This window comes from Massiliimicrobium timonense, from assembly GCF_002160865.1.
GTDB lineage: Bacteria > Bacillota_I > Bacilli_A > Erysipelotrichales > Coprobacillaceae > Allocoprobacillus.
The window spans coordinates 1-521 of sequence record NZ_NFLJ01000111.1 but is presented as its reverse complement, the minus strand read 5'-3'; the positions used below and the strand labels follow the sequence as shown (position 1 = coordinate 521).

General features: G+C 45.7%; 1 protein-coding gene. It reads left to right on the top strand.

What is annotated here, in order from left to right:
• The coding region (locus B5E75_RS14395; protein ID WP_143746996.1) for a conjugal transfer protein at nt 1-477 on the top strand (477 nt) is incomplete at its 5' end.
• Nucleotides 478-521: the final 44 nt, after the last annotated feature.

The window sequence follows — 521 nt, the reverse complement described above, 5'->3', positions numbered from 1 at the left end:
ACTGTTACCTACGAAGTAGATCAGCAGATAAAAGAGGGCGACCAGACAAGGAATGTATCAGAAACCTATACCGTGACCGTCCATGTGGACGTTGACGGGGATATGGTGATTATCCAGAATCCGACCCTCGCTCCTGCTATGGAAAAATCCGATTATGAACCAAAGGCACTGGAAGCGGACAACAGTGTGGACGCTGACACAGTCAATGACGCTACGGCGTTTCTGGAAACATTCTTCAAGCTGTACCCTACCGCAACGGACAAGGAGCTTGCCTATTATGTAGAGGGAAATGCCCTTGAACCGATAAACGGAGACTATCTCTTTTCCGAGCTTGTCAATCCCGTATTCACGGCTGACGGCGATAATGTGAAGGTGAGTGTTGCGGTGAAATTCATTGACAATCAGACAAAGGCGACACAGGTATCACAGTATGAGTTGACGCTCCATAAGGATAGTAACTGGAAGATAATAGAGTAAAACCAACTCTTGTTTTTTAATCGTTCGAGTTGTATAATAAGTGG